At 69.8% G+C, this 16235-nt stretch carries 16 protein-coding genes and 1 tRNA gene; 9 read left to right on the top strand and 8 right to left on the bottom strand.

Annotated features, from left to right (window positions below; translation table 11 throughout):
• Window positions 1–232 precede the first annotated feature (232 nt).
• The 6 genes from ACZ39I_RS25875 to ACZ39I_RS25850 all read left to right on the top strand — a co-directional run bounded on the left by ACZ39I_RS25875 (window position 233) and on the right by ACZ39I_RS25850 (window position 6568).
• Window positions 233–715 carry a CarD family transcriptional regulator gene (locus ACZ39I_RS25875; protein ID WP_003953493.1) on the top strand — a complete coding sequence of 161 codons (483 nt, stop codon included), beginning with the start codon at window positions 233–235 and terminating at the stop codon, window positions 713–715.
• A 340-nt stretch (window positions 716–1055) separates the two neighbouring features.
• The gene (ispD, locus tag ACZ39I_RS25870) at window positions 1056–1820 is read left to right on the top strand and encodes a 2-C-methyl-D-erythritol 4-phosphate cytidylyltransferase (protein ID WP_467246808.1); all 765 of its coding nucleotides are present in this window, start codon (window positions 1056–1058) and stop codon (window positions 1818–1820) included.
• Entirely contained in the window at window positions 1810–2307 is a 498-nt protein-coding gene (gene ispF, locus ACZ39I_RS25865) for a 2-C-methyl-D-erythritol 2,4-cyclodiphosphate synthase (RefSeq protein WP_467246807.1), read from the top strand. Before ispD ends, ispF begins: the two co-directional genes overlap by 11 nt.
• Before the next feature lie 72 nt (window positions 2308–2379).
• Window positions 2380–3777 carry a cysteine--tRNA ligase gene (gene cysS, locus ACZ39I_RS25860; protein ID WP_467246805.1) on the top strand — a complete coding sequence of 466 codons (1398 nt, stop codon included), beginning with the start codon at window positions 2380–2382 and terminating at the stop codon, window positions 3775–3777.
• Window positions 3778–3879: 102 nt separating this feature from the next.
• Window positions 3880–4821, top strand: a complete 942-nt coding sequence (rlmB, locus tag ACZ39I_RS25855) for a 23S rRNA (guanosine(2251)-2'-O)-methyltransferase RlmB (protein WP_451471763.1) — start codon at window positions 3880–3882, stop codon at window positions 4819–4821.
• A gap of 118 nt (window positions 4822–4939) precedes the next feature.
• Entirely contained in the window at window positions 4940–6568 is a 1629-nt protein-coding gene (locus tag ACZ39I_RS25850; protein WP_467246803.1) for a DoxX family membrane protein, read from the top strand.
• A gap of 111 nt (window positions 6569–6679) precedes the next feature.
• Here the strand turns inward: ACZ39I_RS25850 and ACZ39I_RS25845 are convergent, their stop codons facing one another.
• From ACZ39I_RS25845 to ACZ39I_RS25830, 4 genes are all read right to left on the bottom strand, one after another.
• A complete protein-coding gene (locus ACZ39I_RS25845) occupies window positions 6680–7411 on the bottom strand; it encodes a nucleotidyltransferase family protein (RefSeq protein WP_467246802.1) in 732 nt (243 codons plus the stop codon).
• Window positions 7412–7470: 59 nt separating this feature from the next.
• Window positions 7471–7932 carry a hypothetical protein gene (locus tag ACZ39I_RS25840; protein WP_352388858.1) on the bottom strand — a complete coding sequence of 154 codons (462 nt, stop codon included), beginning with the start codon at window positions 7930–7932 and terminating at the stop codon, window positions 7471–7473.
• A gap of 237 nt (window positions 7933–8169) precedes the next feature.
• Window positions 8170–9306, bottom strand: a complete 1137-nt coding sequence (locus ACZ39I_RS25835) for an ABC transporter ATP-binding protein (protein WP_467246800.1) — start codon at window positions 9304–9306, stop codon at window positions 8170–8172.
• A 320-nt stretch (window positions 9307–9626) separates the two neighbouring features.
• On the bottom strand, window positions 9627–10916 hold the full coding sequence (locus ACZ39I_RS25830; RefSeq protein ID WP_467246966.1) for an RNA-guided endonuclease InsQ/TnpB family protein: 1290 nt from the start codon (window positions 10914–10916) through the stop codon (window positions 9627–9629).
• 175 nt (window positions 10917–11091) lie between these two features.
• On the opposite strand from ACZ39I_RS25830, the gene ACZ39I_RS25825 reads away from it, so the two are divergent.
• A tRNA-Thr gene (locus ACZ39I_RS25825) sits at window positions 11092–11168 on the top strand.
• Between the two features lie 12 nt (window positions 11169–11180).
• Here ACZ39I_RS25825 and ACZ39I_RS25820 read toward each other — a convergent pair.
• Window positions 11181–12275: a sensor histidine kinase gene (locus tag ACZ39I_RS25820; RefSeq protein ID WP_467246964.1), complete on the bottom strand. Its 1095-nt coding sequence runs from the start codon at window positions 12273–12275 to the stop codon at window positions 11181–11183.
• Window positions 12268–12969 carry a response regulator transcription factor gene (locus ACZ39I_RS25815; RefSeq protein WP_467246798.1) on the bottom strand — a complete coding sequence of 234 codons (702 nt, stop codon included), beginning with the start codon at window positions 12967–12969 and terminating at the stop codon, window positions 12268–12270. Before ACZ39I_RS25815 ends, ACZ39I_RS25820 begins: the two co-directional genes overlap by 8 nt.
• Before the next feature lie 87 nt (window positions 12970–13056).
• Between ACZ39I_RS25815 and ACZ39I_RS25810 the strand changes: the two genes are divergently transcribed.
• Window positions 13057–14139 (top strand): endonuclease/exonuclease/phosphatase family protein, encoded by a 1083-nt coding sequence (locus tag ACZ39I_RS25810; RefSeq protein ID WP_467246796.1) that lies wholly within the window; start codon window positions 13057–13059, stop codon window positions 14137–14139.
• 21 nt (window positions 14140–14160) lie between these two features.
• Here ACZ39I_RS25810 and ACZ39I_RS25805 read toward each other — a convergent pair whose 3' ends face one another.
• A complete protein-coding gene (locus tag ACZ39I_RS25805) occupies window positions 14161–14643 on the bottom strand; it encodes a GNAT family N-acetyltransferase (protein ID WP_467246795.1) in 483 nt (160 codons plus the stop codon).
• A complete protein-coding gene (locus tag ACZ39I_RS25800) occupies window positions 14640–15575 on the bottom strand; it encodes an aminoglycoside phosphotransferase family protein (protein ID WP_467246793.1) in 936 nt (311 codons plus the stop codon). Before ACZ39I_RS25800 ends, ACZ39I_RS25805 begins: the two co-directional genes overlap by 4 nt.
• Between ACZ39I_RS25800 and ACZ39I_RS25795 the strand changes: the two genes are divergently transcribed.
• The gene (locus tag ACZ39I_RS25795) at window positions 15574–16227 is read left to right on the top strand and encodes a rhomboid-like protein (protein ID WP_467246791.1); all 654 of its coding nucleotides are present in this window, start codon (window positions 15574–15576) and stop codon (window positions 16225–16227) included. The genes ACZ39I_RS25800 and ACZ39I_RS25795 overlap by 2 nt on opposite strands.
• The last annotated feature ends 8 nt before the right edge of the window (window positions 16228–16235 follow it).

Genomic DNA, 16235 nt, shown 5'->3' with positions numbered 1-16235 from the left:
ACATTTGGGGACGTTAGCCCGTCCGGAGGGGGCTCCGGATGCGTGTAACGTACGCGTTTCACCTCGCCCGGAGAGCCGCTCCGACCTGCGAATTCCTTCTTCCGCGCGGCCTCCGCAGCACGTTCCTGTTGCTGTTGTCAAGCCCCGAGATATGCTCTGACCTGCGAAAACACCATTCAGAACCCGCAGTTTCCGTGTTACCCTGGATAGCCACGGAAGGGGTACCTGTCACATGACGTTCAAGGTTGGCGACACCGTGGTCTATCCCCATCACGGGGCCGCGCTGATCGAGGCTATCGAAACTCGCCAGATCAAAGGCGTGGACAAGACCTACTTGGTGCTGAAGGTCGCCCAGGGTGACCTGACGGTACGTGTGCCAGCGGACAATGCAGAGTTCGTCGGCGTGCGCGATGTGGTCGGTCAGGACGGGCTGGACCGGGTCTTCGAGGTGCTGCGCGCGCCGTACGCCGAGGAGCCCACTAACTGGTCCCGTCGTTACAAGGCAAACCTGGAGAAGCTCGCCTCCGGCGATGTCATCAAGGTCGCGGAAGTCGTGCGTGACCTGTGGCGTCGTGAGCGCGAGCGCGGACTCTCCGCAGGTGAGAAGCGCATGCTCGCCAAGGCTCGGCAGATCCTGGTGAGTGAACTCGCCCTCGCGGAGAACACGAACGAGGACAAGGCCGAGGCGCTGCTCGACGAGGTTCTCGCGTCCTGAGCGTCTCTGTGCAGGCACCTCGCCCGCTCAGCTCAGCACACACTGAATCCGAATTGCCGCACTGAAATGCCGCGGTGCCCGATGACGCAACAGCTGTCGCCGGGCGCTGCGGCATGTCTGTCTCCGGATGCCGGACCCATCACGCCCCGAAGACGCTCCGGCGAAGACGCCCGGAGTGCCGTGCGCGTGTTTCTCTCGGAGAAAGATCCCCCGATACTTGGCGTGCCGGGCCCGGGCAGCAGGCTCGACCGGGGTCACGGAAGGGTCCGGTCAAGGCGTCGCGCCCGGCACGCTGTCTCCGTACCCACGTTGGCCGAGCACACAAACCTGACAGGAACCGATGTCTGACGTTTCGCGTCCTTCGCCCGCCGAAGCACGTGCGGGGGCCCGCACCGCGGTGGTGATTCCGGCCGCCGGACGGGGCGTACGCCTCGGTCCGGGCGCTCCCAAAGCGCTCCGGGCGCTGAACGGCACACCCATGCTGATCCACGCGGTCCGCGCGATGGCCGCATCCCGCGCCGTCTCCCTGGTCGTCGTCGTGGCCCCGCCCGACGGCGCCGGCGAGGTCAAGTCCCTCCTCGACGCGCACGCGCTGCCCGAGCGCACGGACTTCCTCGTCGTCCCGGGCGGCGAGTCCCGGCAGGAATCGGTCCGGCTCGGCCTGGACGCCCTGCCCTCGGACTTCGGCATCGTCCTGGTCCATGACGCGGCCCGCCCGCTCGTCCCGGTCGACACCGTCGACGCGGTCATCGAGGCCGTACGGGACGGTGCGCCCGCCGTCGTCCCGGCGCTGCCCCTCGCGGACACCGTCAAGGAGGTCGAGCCCGCCGTCGCTCCCGGTGAGCCGGAGCCGGTGGTGGCCACCCCGGTCCGCGCGCGGCTGCGTGCCGTACAGACCCCGCAGGGCTTCGACCGGGCGACCCTGATCCGCGCCCACGAGACGGTCACCGAGGACGTCACCGACGACGCGAGCATGGTCGAGCAGCTGGGGCTCACCGTCGTGGTGGTGCCCGGTCACGAGGAGGCCTTCAAGGTGACCCGCCCCCTGGACCTGGTCCTGGCGGAGGCAGTCCTGGCCCGCAGGAGGCTCAACGATGGCTTCTGAGCAGCCCGTGCTCCTGCCTCAGGTCGGCATCGGCACCGACATCCACGCCTTCGAGGAGGGCCGTGACCTGTGGTGCGCCGGCCTGAAGTGGGAGGGCGAGGGCCCCGGCCTGGCCGGCCACTCCGACGCGGACGTCGTCGCCCACGCCGCCTGCAACGCGCTCTTCTCCGCGGCCGGCCTCGGCGACCTCGGCGCGCACTTCGGCACCGGCCGCCCCGAATGGTCCGGTGCGTCCGGCGTCACGCTGCTGACGGAGGCGGCCCGGATCGTCCGCGCGGCGGGCTTCCGGATCGGCAACATCGCCGTACAGGTGGTGGGTCCGCGCCCGAAGATCGGCAAGCGCAGGGACGAGGCGCAGCACATCCTGTCGGAGGCGGCGGGTGCCCCGGTGTCGGTGTCGGGGGCGACCACGGACGGCCTCGGATTCCCCGGCCGCGGCGAGGGACTGATGGCGGTGGCGACCGCCCTGGTCGTCAGGCAGGGGTGACAATCGGCCGTAAGGGAAGGGTGACAAAAGGACTGCTCCACGCACCCCCTTCGGCCCACTACCCTAGGTCCCGTGACTATTCGCCTGTACGACACCAGCGCCCGGCAGATCCGTGACTTCGCCCCGCTCACGCCGGGCTGTGTCTCGATCTACCTGTGTGGTGCCACCGTGCAGGCCGCCCCGCACATCGGTCACATCCGCTCCTACCTGAACTTCGACATCATGCGCCGCTGGTTCCGGTACCGCGGCTACGACGTCACGTTCATCCGCAACGTCACCGACATCGACGACAAGATCATCGCCAAGGCGGCCGACCAGAACCGCCCCTGGTGGTCCATCGGCTACGACAACGAGCGCGCCTTCAACGACGGCTACAACGCCCTCGGTTGCCTCCCGCCGACCTACGAACCGCGCGCCACCGGCCACATCACCGAAATGGTCGAGATGATGCGCGGCCTCATCGAGCGCGGCCACGCCTACGAGGCCGACGGCAGCGTCTACTTCGACGTGCGGTCGTGGCCCGCCTACCTGGAGCTGTCCCGGCAGGACCTGGACGAGATGCGCCAGCCCGCCGAGGAGGGCATCACCGGCAAGCGGGACCCGCGGGACTTCGCCATGTGGAAGGCCGCCAAGCCCGGCGAGCCCGACTGGGAGACCCCGTGGGGCCGCGGCCGCCCCGGCTGGCACCTGGAGTGCTCGGCGATGGCCCACAAGTACCTCGGCTCCGTCTTCGACATCCACGGCGGCGGCCTGGACCTGATCTTCCCGCACCACGAGAACGAGATCGCCCAGGCCAAGGCCTACGGCGACGAGTTCGCCCGCTACTGGGTGCACAACGCCTGGGTCACCATGAGCGGCGAGAAGATGTCCAAGTCGCTCGGCAACTCGGTCCTCGTGTCCGAGATGGTCAAGACGTGGCGCCCGATCGTGCTGCGCTACTACCTCGGCACCCCGCACTACCGCTCGATGATCGAGTACAGCGAGGACTCCCTGCGCGAGGCCGAGGCGGCGTTCGCACGGATCGAGGGCTTCGTGCAGCGCGTGGTCGAGAAGGCCGGTCCCGTGGAGCCCTCCGCCGAGGTACCGCCCGCCTTCGCCGAGGCCATGGACGACGACCTGGGCGTCCCGCAGGCGCTCGCCGTCGTGCACACCACCGTCCGGCAGGGCAACAGCGCCCTCGCGGCCGACGACAAGGAGGCCGCGGGGGCCCGCCTCGCCGAGGTGCGCGCCATGCTCGGCGTCCTCGGTCTCGACCCGCTCGACGCGCACTGGGCCGGTGAGTCCGACCGGGGCGAGGACCTGCACGGCGTGGTCGACAGCCTCGTACGCCTGGTCCTCGACCAGCGGGAAGCGGCCCGTGCCCGCAAGGACTGGGCCACCGCCGACGCCATCCGCGACCAGCTCGGCCAGTCGGGCCTGACCATCGAGGACGGCCCGCAGGGGCCGCGCTGGACGCTGGGTCTCCGCTAGCCCCTTTCTTGATCGATTGTGCCGCCCGGCCCTCCGGGCGGCACACTGCATAGACGTATGAACGTTTCACCGACGCAGACACTCACGGAGAACAGGTAGGTCATGGCAGCCAACAACCGCCGCATGTCCGGCAAGAAGGGCGCGCAGGTCGGCAGTGGCGGCCAGCGACGCAGGGGCCTGGAGGGCAAGGGGCCGACCCCGCCCGCCGAGGCGCGCAAGGGCCACAAGAAGAACCGAATCGCCAACGCCAAGGCGAAGCAGACGGTGCGCCGTTCCGCGCCGCGCGGCCGGGGCGGCAAGGGCACCTCGGAGATGGTCGTCGGACGCAACCCCGTCGTCGAGGCGCTGCGCGAGGGCGTGCCCGCGGTGACGCTCTACGTCCAGCAGTTCATCGACAACGACGAGCGGGTCCGCGAGGCGCTCCAGCTCGTCGCCGACCGGGGCGGCGTCCACCTCATGGAGGCCCCCCGCCCCGAGCTCGACCGCATGACCAACGGGCTCAACCACCAGGGCCTGGTCCTCCAGGTCCCGCCGTACGAGTACGCCCACCCCGAGGAGCTGGCCAACGCCGCCTACGACGAGGGGCAGGACCCGCTGATCGTCGCCCTCGACGGCGTGACCGACCCGCGCAACCTCGGTGCCGCCGTCCGCTCCGTCTCCGCCTTCGGCGGCCACGGCGTCCTCGTACCCGAGCGGCGCGCGGCCGGCATGACCGCCGGTGCGTGGAAGTCGTCCGCCGGTACGGCCGCCCGCACCCCGGTCGCCCGCTGCACCAACCTGACGCGCGCCCTGGAGGCGTACAAGAAGCAGGGCATCGCGGTCGTCGGCCTCGCCGCCGACGGCGAGCACGAGATCGGCGACCTGGAAGCCCTCGGCGGCCCCGTCGTCATCGTGGTCGGCAGCGAGGGCAAGGGCCTGTCCCGCCTGGTCGGCGAGACCTGCGACTACCGGGTGCGGATCCCCATGCCGGGCGGCGCGGAGTCGCTCAACGCCGGTGTGGCAGCCGGGATCGTGCTCTACGAAGCGGCTCGCCGCCGGGCCTGAACGGCTGTTCGGCGCCGTCCCCCACACGGGGTGTTCCCGGCGTACGGGGCAAGCTTGACGGGGTCCGGACACATCCGGCGAGTCAAAGCAGTGTCCTAACCACACGTCACTCGGTTAGATGAGTGTGGACACCAGAACACCCCGCACACCCACGGGGGACGGCCCGTCGGGATTCGACGACGCTCCCGCGCTGAGCATGGTGAAGGTGCCGAGCGATCCGGCGCAGATCATCGTCAATCATGCGAGCTTCCGCGTGCAGTTGGGCGCGTCGACGAGACGCGCCCAATCCCCGCGGATCGCACGGCACTTGATCGCCGCCGAGGACACCGCCCGGATGCCGGCCGTAGGCGCCGCGGGGCGCCGTCGGCCCGTCGTGTGGAGCGGCAGGTCCGCCCCCGACGACACCGGCGCCCACCGCCTGTTGCAGGCCGTGCGAGGCGGCAGCGTCGGCCATGCCGAGCCGCCCACCGCCGACGCCGGAGCCACCCAGGTCATCCCCCGTATCGACGTCGACCACGGCTACCAGGCCGACTACGACGACGAGTTGGCCCAGACCATGGCGACCCCACTCGTCGGCGCCCAGCGCACCCCCGACGGCGACGGCACCCGGCTCCTGCCCCACATGCGCACGGTGGGCAGCGCGTACGACGAACCCGCCCACGAGGGCGAGGAGTTCGACGACGGCTTCGACGAGGCCCGCGCCGACCGCGCCACCAGGCGACAGGGCGACGAAGCCGCACGGCACGCCTACTACCCGGGCCGCCGGATGAACCTCGGCGTCGTCCTCCTCCCGCTCCGGATCTTCCTCGGCTTCATCTCCATCTACGCCGGCATGGGCAAGCTGTGCGACCCCGTCTACTTCGACGGCGGCAAGCGCGGCTCCATGGTCAAGTGGCTCAACACCCTGCACCCGTGGGACGTGGCCGAACCACTGCGCCAGTTCGCCCTCCAGCACCCCGTCGGCTCCGGCCTCGTCATCGCCTTCCTCCAGGTCATCGTGGGCGTCCTCACGATCCTGGGCTGCTGGCAGCGCGTCGCCGCGGTCGTCGGCGCCGGCCTGTCCGCCGCGCTCCTCGTCACCGTCAGCTGGAAGAGCGTCCCCGCCTACGACACCCCCGACATCATCTACCTCGCCGCCTGGTCCCCGCTGATCATCGCCGGCGCCCCCGTCTACTCCATCGACGGCCGCCTCGCGGGCCGCGCCTGGCGCCGCCTCGGACCCCACTCCGACATCTGGGAACTGCGCAGCTACGTCCTTCGACGCGGCGCCCTCGTCACCACCATCGTGATGGGCCTGACCCTGCTGATCGGCTCCGTGCTCGGCAGCGCCGTCCGCGACGCCGACCGCATCATCGTCCCCGGCCCCGGCGAGGCCCCGCGCAACGAACTGCCCGGCTCCCCGCTCCCGCAGGACTCCGCCAAGGCCCGCAAGAAGAGCCCGTCGGCGTCCACCCGGCCCAGCCAGGGCGCCACCACGGGCCCCTCCGCCGGCACCTCGGCGACCCCCGGCGCCACCCGCGACACCGACACCGGCACGACCACTACCACTACCGGCGGCTCGCCCAGCCAGACCCAGGGCACCACGGGACGGACCTCGCCACAGCAGTCCTCCCCGGCCCAGCAGGCCCCCAGCACCACCTCGGGCCCGACCGGGGGCACGAGCACCTCCGGCGGTTCCACGGGCGGCTCCGGCACCGGAGGTTCCTCCTCCGGCCAACCGGGCCTGGTGGGCGGCCTGTTGGGGTAGGCGGGCCGGTGGGCGACGTACTGGGCGACCCCACCGGCTGAGAGACACCGCCCACACACGGAGAAGGTCCCGCACACAGGATGTGCGGGACCTTCCCGGTGTACGGCGCCGCTATCGGCCGAGTGCCGCGAGCTCCTTGGCCGCCTCGGTCAGATCCTTCGCGGTGTCGATGGCCCGCCAGTACGCCCCCTGAGGGATCGGGAACCCGGCCAGCCGCAGCTCACGCGCAAGCGTGGGGAACGTCGTCCGCTCATGGTCCCCCCGCTCCGGCAGCAGATCGGCGAACCCGGGCGAGAAGACGTACACCCCCGCGTTGATCTCGAACGTCGACGGCGGCGCCTCTATGAAGTCCGTGATGTGACCGAACCCGTCGGTCTGCACGGCCCCCCAGGGAATCCGCGGCCGCGCCAGCGCGAGCGTCGCGATCGCGTCCCGCTCGGTGTGGAAGTCCGCCATGTCCCGCAGCGAGAACCGGGTCCAGATGTCACCGTTCGTCGCGTACCACGCCTGATCCGGCTGCGGCAGACGCGCCGCCGCGTACTTCAGTCCGCCGCCCCGGCCGAGCGGCTCCGTCTCGATGACCGTCTGCACGCGCAGCGGCAGGTCGGCCGTCTTCAACCAGTCCTGGAGCACCTCGGCGAGATGCCCGCAGCTGATCACCACGTCCGTCACGCCCTCCTCGGCGAGCCAGACAAGCTGATGGCCGATGATCGGAGTTCCCGTGCCGGGGATCTCGATCATCGGCTTGGGCCGGGTGTCGGTGTAGGGGCGCAGCCGGGATCCCTGGCCGCCGGCCAGGATCACGGCCTGGGTGGGGCGGGACGCGGCGTTCGGATCGGTCATGACCGGAACCTTACGACGCGCCCCTCTCCCGACCTCGGTCGGCATCCCCTCTCGCGGGGTCAGCCGCTGTGTGCCGCGGCCACACCCGTCGCGAAGGACGTGTCGCAGACGGGGCGGGCGTAGGACTGCGCGCGCGTGGGGCCGTAGACACGGACCGCGGCGCGGCCCAGGGCCTTCGCGATGGAGGCGCAGTGTCTGGCGAGCGAGGGGCGCTCGTTCACGGCCTCCTGGAGGTGCGTGAGGGCGATGCCGGGGTTCTTCTCCTGGAGTTCGGTCAGGAGCTGCCCGCGCAGGGCGTCCTGGGGGGCGAGGGGGGCGCTGCGCGGCTTGCTGTCCGAGACCGTCGCGTCCGACGCGGTGAGCACCGAGGAGCTCGAGGGATCCCCCGACCAGTTGACTCGGGTGACCGCGAGGGTCCCGGAAAGCACCAGGACGACCGGCAGGACAAGGGCGAGGGAGCGGCCGATACGGCGGGCGGGGCCCCGGCCGCGTCGCGTCTGTTGGTAAGTGGAGTGCTTCACGCGTGTGAGGGTAGCGTGCGGTAATGATTTGGCGACATTTAGTCACCGGTTCGGGGGATGAGGCAGTGCCGATTTTCGGGTAGGGAGTTGACGAACACTGCTCGAAATGGCCGGTGTGCCGGGGTATTTGTCGACGCGTTCGGGGGCGTTCGGGGCGGGTTCCGGGCGCGAGAAGGGCCCCGCAGAGGCTCTGCGGGGCCCTTCTCGTCAACCTGGGTGAATTGCTGCGGTTCGTCCTCAGTCGGTGAGGCGCTCGCCCGTGGAGGTCGAGAACACGTGGGTCTCGCCCGGACGCGGCACGACGTGCAGCGTGGCGCCCTTGTCCGGGACCGCGCGGCCGCTGACGCGGACGACCAGGTCCTTCAGCTCGCCGTCGACCTTGGCGGAGCCATAGACGTAACCGTCGGCGCCGAGCTCCTCGACCACGTTCACGGTGACCGCGAGACCGGCCGGGGCGTCCTCGGCGTCCTTGGAGAGCGCCGAGGCGGCGGCGCCGTTGTGCTCGACGATGTCGAAGTGCTCGGGGCGGACGCCCACGGTCACCGTGGTGTCACCCTTGTCGGAGGCGGCCTTGAGGGCCTCGCGGTTGACGGGCACCACGCTGTTGCCGAACTTCACACCGCCGTCGGTGATCGGGACCTCGACGAGGTTCATCGCCGGGGAGCCGATGAAGCCGGCGACGAAGAGGTTCGCCGGGCGGTCGTACATGTTGCGCGGCGAGTCGACCTGCTGGAGCAGACCGTCCTTGAGCACGGCGACCCGGTCGCCCATCGTCATGGCCTCGACCTGGTCGTGGGTGACGTAGACGGTGGTGATGCCGAGACGGCGCTGCAACGAGGCGATCTGCGTACGGGTGGACACACGGAGCTTGGCGTCCAGGTTGGACAGCGGCTCGTCCATGAGGAAGACCTGCGGCTCACGCACGATGGCGCGGCCCATCGCGACACGCTGGCGCTGACCACCGGAGAGGGCCTTCGGCTTGCGGTCCAGGTACTCGGTGAGGTCGAGGATCTTCGCGGCCTCCTCGACCTTCTGCCGGATCTCCGTCTTGTTGATGCCGGCGATCTTGAGCGCGAAGCCCATGTTGTCGGCGACGGTCATGTGCGGGTAGAGCGCGTAGTTCTGGAACACCATGGCGATGTCCCGGTCCTTCGGCGGCAGGTGCGTGACGTCGCGGTCACCGATGCGGATGGCGCCGCCGTTGACGTCCTCGAGCCCCGCCAGCATGCGGAGCGAGGTGGACTTGCCACAGCCGGACGGGCCGACCAGGACGAGGAACTCGCCGTCCTCGATGTGGATGTCGAGACCGTCGACGGCGGGCTTCGTGGAACCCGGGTAAATGCGGGTCGCCTTGTCGAATGAAACAGTGGCCATGGCTCAGAGGCCCCCTTCTACCGGCAGGAACGTGCCGGACGATCCGTTGTAGGAAGGTGGTGTAGTCCACACAGGTGTGGACTGGCTCTGGACGGTACCTGGCGTTCACGCCTATGTCAGTACCTGGCGGACTGTGAACTTCGCGGAAATTTTCGAACGGGCAGAGCAACTTACTTTTGACCTTGCCCAGCGGCTTCCTGCTTCAACACCCACTGCCAGCCATGCACAGCTACGGTGAGCTGGGCCTGACCGGTCTTACACGGACTCCACAGGCATTCCGGCCGACGGCCCGTCGGTCCGTACTGCAGCGCAGCCGCGCTCTACGCGGCCAGCAAACGCAGACCCTCGTCCCTGAGGTTCACGGCAGCGTTCACATCTCGATCGTGCAGGGCCCCGCACCCGGCGCACGTCCACCTGCGAACCGAGACGTCGAGTCTCGGCCCCGTGACATGGCAGGCGGAGCACCGCCGTGTCGAGGGGAAGAAGCGATCTACAACCACCAGCGTCCGGCCGTACCACTCGCACTTGTAGCGCAGCTGCCGTAGCAACTCTCCCCACGAGGCGTCCATGATCGCCTGATTCAGCTTCGCCTTCCGTCCACGTCCCTTGCCGCGCGCCACCCGCATCAAGGTCTTGACCGACAAGTCCTCCACCACGAGCACTTGGTTCTCGCGCACGAGGCGGGTGGTGAGCTGGTTCAGCATGTCCCTGCGTACGTCGCTGATCAGGGCGTACAGCCGCGCGATCTTCTTCCGGACCTTCTGCCGATTCTTCGACCCCCGCACCTTGCGGTGCAACTCCCGTTGCAACCGCGCCAACTTCTCCGCGTACCGCTTCAACAACCGCGGATGATCGAACTTCGTCCCGTCATCCAGGATCACCAGTGAGACCAGCCCGACATCCACCCCCACTGCCTTCGGCTCCCGCGTCCCCGGCACGAACACCACAGGCAGCGGCGCTATTCGCGCCTCCACCAGCACGGACACGAAGTACCGGCCCGCCCGATCCCGCGTCACCGACAACCGCACCGGAACCTCCCCGGCAGGCAACGCCCGGGACCACCGGATGTCCAACGGCACCGACTGCTTGGCCAACGTGATCAGCCCAGTCCCCGGTCGCCCCGGATCCTCCACCCACTTGAAACCGGTACGCACATACGTCGCCGCATCCCGCGCACGACCCTTCTTCTTCCGCCTCGGATACCTGGCCTCACCCTTGAAGAAACGGCCGTACGCCTGATCCAGATGACGCAGAGACTGCTGAAGCACCGTCGACGACACATCCCTCAACCACGCCGTCTCCTCCTTCCGCTTCCACCCCGTCAGCGCCCGACACGTCTCCGCGAACCCCACATTCACCCGATGCCGCTCCCAGGCCCCCGAACGCAGCGTCAGCCCCTCGTTGTAGACCCACCGACACGCGCCGAACGTCCGCTCCAACTGCTCGGGCTGCTCCTCGGTCGGATAGAAGCGGAACCGATAGAGGCGGTGATGCGTGTCGGGCGCCTTGGTGTGGGACTTCAGCGGAGTCGCCTTGCGTGTGTGGTGCTTCCGGCGCTCGCCGATGCCGAGGACCTCGCGCTTGACGCGCTCGGTCTCTGTCCCCTCCATGACCCCTCCCCTGACGATCCGATCTTCGGAACAGCACGTCAGCTCGATCAACGAACGGGTGCACGGACGGTTACGCACGGTTTTGGGTGCGCGTGGTGTGCGGAACTTCGTGGCTTGGGGAAACGGGCTCTGTGTAGAGTGGTCCAGCCTCCGCGCATGTGTTGCGGTACGCGGTGCCTCCTTAGCTCAGATGGCCAGAGCCACGCACTTGTAATGCGTAGGTCGTCGGTTCGAATCCGACAGGGGGCTCCACTGAACCCCAGGTCAGACCTCGTCTGGCCTGGGGTTTTGTGCTGGCAGTTCTACGGTGATGCGCAGGCCGCCCGTGGGGCGTGGGGTCAGGGTGAGGGTTCCGTCGTGGGCCTGGGTGATGGTCTTGACGATGGCGAGGCCCAGGCCGACGCCCGCGTGGTCGGTGTGGATGCGTTCGGTGCCGCGCTGGAAGGGCTCGGTGAGGGTCGGGAGCAGTTCCGGGGTGAGGTGGTCGCCGGTGTTCTCGACGGTGAGGACCGCCGTCCCCGGGCGGACCTCGGTGGTGATCCACACGGTGCCCTGCTCGGGCAGGTTGTGGACGATCGCGTTGTGCACGAGGTTCGTGGTCAGCTGGAGGAGAAGGGCCTGTGATCCGGTCGTCGAGGTGATGTCGCCGCGGGTCTCGATGGTGACGCCGTGCTTCTCCGCGAGGGGGAGGAGTGTCTCGGTGGCCTCTTCCGCCATGAGGGAGAGGTCGACGCGTTGTCGGGTGAAGGACCGCTGCTCGGCGCGGCTGACCAGGAGCAGTGCCTCGGTGAGGTCGATGGCCCGGGTGTTGACGGTGTGGAGGCGGTCGATGAGCCGCCCGGTGTCGTGGTGCGGGTCGGTGCGGGCCACGTCGAGGAGTGACTTCGAGATCGCGAGCGGGGTGCGCAGTTCGTGGGAGGCGTTGGCCGCGAATCTGCGCTGTTCGGCGACGTGTGCTTCGAGGCGGGCGAGCATCGCGTCGAAGGTGTCGGCCAGTTCGCGGAATTCGTCCTTGCGGCCCGGCAGCCGGATCCGGTGGGAGAGGGACCCGGTCGCGGCCGTACGGGTGGCGTCCGTGATGCGGTTCAGGGGGGCGAGCATGCGGCCGGCGAGGATCCAGCCTCCCAGGACGCCGAACACCAGCAGGAACGCCATCGTCGCGGCTGCCGTCGGGGCGAAGGCTTTCAGGAACATGGTGCCCGGGGTGGCCTGCACCGCCCCCGCTTCGTTGAACAACTCCCCCTGGAGAGACAGGTACAGCCCCACGGTGATGATCAGCAGGATGCCCGCGAGCATGAGGAACCCGGCGTAGCTGAGGGTGAGTTTGAGGCGGACGCTCAGGCCGGGTGCTCTATCCACATCCACGGTTCGCTCCCTCGTCCGAGGCCCCCGGCTGTGTGTCGATGCGGTAGCCGACGCCCGGCACGGTGGCGATGATCCAGGGTTCGCCGAGCCGTTTGCGCAGGGCCGAGACGGTGATGCGCACGGCGTTGGTGAACGGGTCGGCGTTCTCGTCCCACGCGCGTTCCAGGAGAGTTTCGGCGCTGACGACACCGCCTTCGGCGCCGACGAGGACTTCGAGCACGGCGAACTGCTTCCGGGTCAGGGCGACGTAGCGGCCGTCCCGGTGGACCTCTCGGCGGAACGGGTCCAGGCGCAGGCCCGCGATCTCCCGTACGGGAGGGCGGTGGTGGGCGCGTCGGCGGTCGAGTGCTCTGAGTCTGAGCGCGAGTTCCTGGAGTTCGAAGGGTTTGGTGAGGTAGTCGTCGGCGCCGAGTTCGAAGCCGGTGGCCTTGTCGTCGAGGCGGTCGGCGGCGGTGAGCATGAGGATCGGCGTGCCGGTGCCGGAGGCGATGATGTGGGTGGCGATCTCGTCGCCGGAGGGGCCGGGGATGTCCCGGTCGAGGACGGCGATGTCGTAGGTGTTGATGCTCAGCAGTTCGAGGGCCGTGTCGCCGTCGCCCGCGATGTCGGCCGCGATCGCTTCGAGGCGTAGACCATCGCGGATGGCTTCTGCCATGTAGAGCTCGTCCTCGACGATGAGCACACGCATGCCTTCGATGCTACGAGCGGGTGCATATCGTCGGCGTATCGGAATCCGCATACGGGGCGGCAACACCGCGCTGCCTTGACTGGTCGCATGACGAGATACCCGCCCTCGGTCCGGACAGCGACCCGCCGGACCCACCCGTCCCCGCAGGGTGGCTCCGGTCGCGGGGACACCGGCATCCGACGGGTGCTCCGCGCCTGCTCCCCGCCGGGTCTCTGGAAGCGCGGCCCGGTGCTCGCGGCGCTGGCGGTGCTGCTCGGCCTGGTGATGCTGCTGCACGCGCAGATCCCGGACCACGGCGGGCTCGGGAGTCTGGTGGAGACCTTCCTGCCGTGGTTCGGCCTGTTCGTGCCGGTGTTGCTGGCCGGTGCGCTGTGGCGCCGTTCCGCTTCCGTGGTGGTCGCGCTGCTGCTGCCGGTCACGGTGTGGGTGAGTCTGTTCGGGGGGCTGCTCGGCGGCCGGTCCCACTCGGGCGGTGACCTCGTCGTGGCCGGTCACAACGTCGGCGCCGACAACCCCGACCCGGCCGGTACCGCTCGCGACCTGGCCGCGTCGGGGGCGGATGTCCTGGGCCTGGAGGAGATCACCCTGCGGGCGAGGCCGGTGTACGAGGAGGGTCTGGCGAAGTTGTACCGGTACCACGCGGTGCTGGGCACGGTCGGGTTGTGGAGCAGGCTGCCGCTGTCGGACGTCCGGCCGGTGGACACGGGGATGGACGCCGGGCCGTTGGGGGACACCAAGTCGGCCGCCGTCAAGCTGTCCTACAACCGCGCGCTGCGCGCCACGGTGGCGACGAGCCGGGGGCCACTGGCGGTGTACGTGGCCCACCTGGGCTCCGTAAGGATGATGCCGACGATGGGCTTCTGGACGGCCAGCCGGGACCGCAACGCGAAGGCACTCGCCCGGGCCGTCGCCGCCGAACCGAACGACCGGGTGGTGCTGCTCGGCGACCTGAACGGCACCACCGACGACCGCGCGCTCGTCGGCCTCACCTCACGGCTGCACTCGGTCCAGGACACGGCCGGCGCCGGTTTCGGCTTCACCTGGCCGGCGAGGTTCCCGGTGGCACGGATCGACCAGATCCTGGTGCGCGGAGTGACCCCGCGGAGCTCCTGGGTCCTGCCGCCCACCGGCAGCGACCACCGCCCGGTGGCGGCCGGGATCAGCTGGTGAGCGCCGTGAGGCGGAGCTTCTTCAGCGCGTGGAAACGCCTGCGGCGTTCACGAGGGCTTCGTCGGTCAGGCGGTACACCGTCCAGTCGTCCTGGGGGCGGGCGCCGAGGGATTCGTAGAAGTCGATCGCGGGGGTGTTCCAGTTCAGGACGGACCATTCGAGGCGTTGGTAGCCGCGCTCGACGCAGAGGCGGGCGAGTTCGGTGAGGAGGGCCTTGCCGTGGCCGGCGCCGCGCGCGGTGGGGCGGACGTAGAGGTCCTCGAGGTAGATGCCGTGGACGCCGCGCCAGGTGGAGAAGTTGAGGAACCAGACGGCGCAGCCGATCACGGAGTCCGTGGAGTCGGTCGCCACGTGGGCGTAGGTGGCGGGGCGGGGGCCGAAGAGGGCCTCGTGGAGTTGTTCCTCGGTCGCCTTCGCTTCGGACAACGCCCTTTCGTAATCAGCGAGTTCGCGGATCAGGGTGTGGATCGCGGGGATGTCGGCGGGGGTGGCGGGGCGGATCACGGCTGTCGGCTCCGGGGGGTGCGCAGGCGGTCGGCGATGTCGAGTTGGCGGGGTACCAGGGGGCGGCCGTCCTCGATGTTCCAGAGGGCGTTCTGGAGGAGCCGTCCCAGGGTCCAGGCACGCGCGCGTGCGCGGTCCAGGCCGAGGATGTCGGTCATGGCGTCGAAGCGCCAGGTGACCTCGTCGGCGTCGTAGCGGTTGTCGAGGGCGGGCCACAGTTCGAACCCGGGGTCGCCGGCGAGGGGTTTGGGGTCGATGGCGAGCCAGGGGGCGCGGTCTGCGGCGAGGACGTTCTCGTAGTGCAGGTCCCAGTGCAGGAGCCGGTCGCCGGGTTCGTCGACGACCTCGCGTACGGCGGCCGCGCAGTCGGCGACGGTACGGCGGATCCCGGGGTCGGGGATGCGCGTGAGGGCCTCGGGGGTGCGGTCCAGCATGGCTCGTGCGATGTCACCGAGGCGGCGCATCCCGGCGGGGGCGGGCCCCGCGGTCAGGTGGGCCAGCAGACCGGCGATGACGAGGACCGCGTCCCGCGTGCCGGGCAGGGTGGACAGCATGCGGGCGGAGTCGAGGCGCTCCAGGAGCATGGTGTGGGTGACCGGGTCGTGGTCGAGGAGGCGGACCGCCCCGTCGCCGTCCCACAGGCGCAGGGCGACGGGTTCGCCGGCGCTCTCCTCGTCGAGGAGCTGGAGCTTGAGGGCGGCCGGGGTGGCGTCGGCACGGCGGACGACGGGCAGGACCAGCGCGGCGACGCCGTGCATCGGGGAGCCGTCCGGTCTCAGGTCCCAGCGCTCCAGGAAGTCCTCGGTCAGAGCCGGCAGCCCGGCGATGAACTCCCGGCCCCGGTCGCCGTTGTAGAGCTCCTGTGCGGCCGCCAGTTCCTCCGGGATGTCGATCACGTGCCGGACCCTACCGGCGTGCGTGAATCGACTCATGCGAATTAACCGGGGTGTCCACAGGGTGTGGACGTACGTCCGCAGCGCCCCCGGCACCTATGTGTGGCTGGCGGTCCTCTTCTTGACGACGGTGGCGTTGCACCACATGTCGCCGGAGTTCGAGGAGGAGTTCCTGCGGCAGCGCTCGACCAACATCCACGAGCTGTCGAGCGATCCGCCGCGGGTGCTGGTCTCCAGCGCGATGTGGATCGACAGCGGGCACTGGCTGCCGTACGTCGTCCTCTACTCCCTCTTCCACGCGCCGGCCGAGCGCTGGCTGGGCACGGCGCGCTGGCTGGCGGTGTGCGCGGCGGCGCACGTGCTGGCCACGCTGATCAGCGAAGGGGCGCTGCTGTGGGGGATCCGGCACGGGATGGCGCCCGCCTCCGCGGTCAACACGCTGGACATCGGGGTGAGTTACGCGCTGGCCGGGGTGATCGCCGTGCTGGTGTACCGGATTCCGGCGCCGTGGCGGTACGTCTACGGGTTCGCCGTCCTCGTCGTGTACGCGGTGCCCCTGGTGACCGGGCGGACCTTCACCGATCTCGGACACTTCGCCTCGGCGCTGGTCGGGTTCGGCTGTTATCCGCTGGTCGCCGGGCGGGAGAAAGCACGGAATCCGAAGGAGACAGCGGGTGTGCCGGCGGGTTAACGTCCCAG

This window comes from Streptomyces sp. NPDC024687, from assembly GCF_055559055.1.
Note: the sequence above shows the minus strand (reverse complement) of the source record. Positions and strands in the feature narration are given on the sequence as shown.